Here is a 3,486-nt window from a genome sequence, read left to right on the forward strand (position 1 = left end):
GGCTTGTAGAGGGTGAAGGCGATCAGCCAGGACAGGAACCGCTGGAACCACTGCTTGCCCGTCTCGGTGTTCGTGAACGCGGCTGCCGTGGGCAGGCCCCCGGCCAGCAGGATCAGGATCCCGGAGCGGAACACCATCATCACCAGCTGCACCAAGGACACGAGGATCGCGATCAGCCCGAAGAGGATGGCCAGCAGGACCCCGAGTCCCCCCGTCAGGGAGATCATCCCGCCGATGTTCTGCGCGAACCCGGTTCCCTTCGTGGCATTGGCCAGCAGGGCCTTGGCCATCTCGTCGAAGCCGGTGATGAGCAACTGGAGCACCGCCACCCCGGAGCCTGTCACCAGCGTGAAGGTGATCAGCTGCTTCACGATCCCGGTCAGGTGTTCCTTGCGCTGCTCCCACACGAGTCGGCCACAGCCGACGAGGATGCCGAAGATCACCAGGACGAGGGTGTACCACCACAGCTGGTTCTGCGCCCACCACACCACGTCGGACTGCTGGTCGACGGTGCCCGGAGTGATCACGGGCGTGGTGTCCACGCCCACCCAGAAGGTGCCCAGCCACGCGATCGACTTCCCCCACGCCTCCAGCACCGAGTCCCGGAGCTGGTCCAGGCCGCCGGTCGCCGCAGCGACGGCTACGTTCTTGGCCACCTCGCCGCCCACGCAGGCGGGATCCAGGCCACAGTCTTTGGCGGGAACGAGCGTCGGGAACATCTCAGACCCCTGTCCACGGGACGAAGTCGCTCAGATCCTGGAGGCCGGACGAATTCGAGGTCTCTTCGGGGACCGCTTTCCAGTCGCCGTCCGCCCAGCGGAGCCCGAAGGTCATCGAGCCATAGCCGACAGGGCCGCCGTTCTGTGAAGCCTTCACGCCGAGGCTGATCCTTGCCGCATCAGCTGTGTAGGCGAGCACTTTGAACCCACCGATCTGGAGGCTGAGGGACGTATCGGCGGAGTCCTTCTGGGAGGGCGTGGCAAGAGCCTGCTCTCGTGCAGCAGACTCGACGGCAAGGTCCTTGAGGATGATTGCATGGCCCCCAGGGAGGAGGCCTGTGCCGACGATGTTGGCGGCGGCGTAGAGGGCGCCAGTGGGGCTGTGCTGGTAGCAGGTCCGCACAGACCCATCGACCTTGCCCGGGCCAATGCCCTTGGGATCGGTGGGGACGGCGACCCGGCCCAGCAGCTCCCACTTGGTGGGCAGGCCCACGGACGGGTAGCGCTGGTCCCCTGCAGGAAGCCCACAAACGCTCTGTCCGGCCTGCGCAGTGGCGGTAGCCGTCGCCGGCGGAGTGGGCGCGGGCGCCTGCCCGGCGCTCGGGGAGGGCAGGGCCACGTAGGCCATACCCAGGGCGGCGAGCACCACGACGACGGCGACGCTGGCGATGAACCAGGGCCGGGTCCACGGGCTCTGGTCCCGAGGGGGCCCCTGGCCTTCGGTGGGCTGGCTCATGCCATGCCCCCGGAGGCCGCCACCACACCGCCGACGATGCCCGAGGCCACCGAGGCGACGATGCAGCCGACCAGGACCATTCCGAGGGACTGGGCGTGCTGGCCGCCTCCGTGCCCGCTCTTCTGGTCGATCATCATCTTGCCGGCGGCGAAGAGGATGCCCAGGACGCCGAGGCCGAACACGATCCAGGCACCCCATCCGAGGATCTTCAGGAACCCGGCACCGCCCGGGGGCTCCTCCGGGGAGGGATTGGGGATTGCGGCCAGGACGTCCGCGGCGAGGTTGAGCGCTTCGATGTGCATTTCTGTCCTTACGTTGTTCGTGTGTGTTTGGTGGGCTTTGTATGCTCGCCATCACCCAGGGGCGCCGGGTATGGCTCATTTCTGTCCGCCGTAGTTGGGGCTAAAGGAGATTGGCCGCCCGGTGCCCGCGATGACTCGACCGCTGATTGAGAAGTGCGAACGATCGCTGTGTAAGGACACGACGGCGTGGTCGTCTGCTGGGTGAACCACATCCCGACGAGACGAGGAGTTGCCCGTGCCGCGACTGTGGGCAGGGATCGATGCAGGTAAGGCCCATCACCACTGCGTGGCGATCGACGAGGACGGAAGACGCGTCCTCTCCCGCCGGGTCGCAAACAACGAGACCGAACTGCTGGCCCTGATCACGGATGTGCTCGGCATCGCCGAGAGCGAGGAAGTCGTATGGGCCACCGACCTGAACCAAGGCGGGGCCGCACTGGTGATCAGCCTGCTGGTCGACCACGGCCAGCCGGTGCTCTACATCCCCGGCCGGACGGTCCACCATGCATCCCGGACCTACCGCGGCGACGGGAAGAGCGATGCCAAGGACGCCGCGATCATCGCCGACCAGGCCAGGATGCGCCGCGACCTCCAGCCCATCCGCGGCGCGGACGAGATCGCCGTGGAGCTCCGCCTGCTCGTATCCCACAGGACCGACCTGGTCTGCGACCGGACCCGCGCCTTCAACCGGCTCAGGGCCAATCTGCTGCAGTACTTCCCCGCCCTCGAGGCCGCGTTCGACTACTCCCGACGCAAGGGCTCCCTCGTGCTGCTCACGAAATACCAGACCCCGGACGGGATCCGCCGCGCCGGAGCACCCCGAATCGAGGCGTGGCTGCGCAAGCAGGGCGTCCGCAGCCCGGCCGAACTCGCCCAGACCGCGGTCGAGGCTGCGAACCGCCAGCACGCCACTATCACCGGCCAGAAGACCGGAGCCATGCTCGTTGCCAAGCTCGCCGCCGACATCGTCCGCCTCACCCGCGAGATCGAGGAGACCGAGGACCTGATCGAGGCCCGATTTCGCGAGCACGGGCACGCCGAGATCCTCCTGAGCGTCCCCGGATTCGGACCGCAGCTGGCCGCGGAGTTCATCGCCGCAACCGGAGGGACCCTGACCCGCTACGAGAGTGCAGACCGGCTCGCCGGGGTCGCCGGCCTCGCCCCCGTCCCGCGCGACTCGGGCAGGACCAGCGGCAACCGCCACCGGCCCAAACGCTACGACCGCCGGCTCCTGCGGGCCTGCTACCTCGCCGCCCAGGTAGCCGCCAACCACTGCCCGCTCTCGCAGGCCTACTACACGAGGAAACGCGCCGAGGGGAAGAGCCACAAACAAGCCGTCCTCGCCCTCGCCCGGCGTCGAATCAACGTGATCTGGGCCCTCCTCAGAGACGGCAGGCCCTTCGAGCAGCGCGCATCCGCGGCCGCCCAAGCGGCTTGACAACCTCATTGAGACTCTCCTTCACTCAGGTGCCGGCGGCGGTGTGCAGCCGGATCTTGTCGAGGACGCTGCGCGCTGCCGGAGGCAGCGCGGCAGGGTCCGGGGTCTCGGTCAGGCGCCAGCCCTCCACCCAGGGCATCTGCCACAGGTGGGGCACGGCACCGGCGACGAGCCGGAGCTGGTCGGTGAGGGCCTTCGGCAGACGCCCGGGGGCATCGGCCATGACCACGAGCCCGGCCAGCGACCCCGGCAGGGCCCCGGAGCCGTACTCGATGGCGGCGAGCTGGGCGG

At 68.5% G+C, this 3,486-nt stretch carries 3 protein-coding genes and 2 pseudogenes; 1 reads left to right on the forward strand and 4 read right to left on the reverse strand.

What is annotated here, in order from left to right:
* From V7053_RS18335 to V7053_RS18345, 3 genes and pseudogenes are all read right to left on the reverse strand, one after another.
* A pseudogene (locus V7053_RS18335) lies at positions 1-719 on the reverse strand (hypothetical protein); the annotation flags it as partial.
* Between the two features lies 1 nt (position 720).
* On the reverse strand, positions 721-1,455 hold the full coding sequence (locus V7053_RS18340; protein WP_334173694.1) for a hypothetical protein: 735 nt from the start codon (positions 1,453-1,455) through the stop codon (positions 721-723).
* Complete coding sequence (locus V7053_RS18345) at positions 1,452-1,757, reverse strand: hypothetical protein (protein WP_334173695.1); 306 nt, start codon at positions 1,755-1,757, stop codon at positions 1,452-1,454. The genes V7053_RS18340 and V7053_RS18345 overlap by 4 nt, the downstream gene beginning before the upstream one ends.
* A 235-nt stretch (positions 1,758-1,992) precedes the next feature.
* Here V7053_RS18345 and V7053_RS18350 point away from each other — a divergent pair, with 235 nt between their 5' ends.
* A complete protein-coding gene (locus tag V7053_RS18350; protein WP_334173696.1) occupies positions 1,993-3,195 on the forward strand; it encodes an IS110 family transposase in 1,203 nt (400 codons plus the stop codon).
* Between the two features lie 25 nt (positions 3,196-3,220).
* On the opposite strand, the pseudogene V7053_RS18355 reads toward V7053_RS18350, so the two are convergent.
* Positions 3,221-3,486, reverse strand: a pseudogene (locus V7053_RS18355) (DUF6668 family protein); the annotation flags it as partial.

The organism is Sinomonas sp. (assembly GCF_036848755.1).
GTDB lineage: Bacteria > Actinomycetota > Actinomycetes > Actinomycetales > Micrococcaceae > Sinomonas.

Bases quoted from the DNA above. Each gene is read 5' to 3' on its own strand.
- V7053_RS18340 (WP_334173694.1), bottom strand. From the start codon at position 1,455: ATGAGCCAGCCCACCGAAGGCCAGGGGCCCCCTCGGGACCAGAGCCCG.
- V7053_RS18345 (WP_334173695.1), bottom strand. From the start codon at position 1,757: ATGCACATCGAAGCGCTCAACCTCGCCGCGGACGTCCTGGCCGCAATC.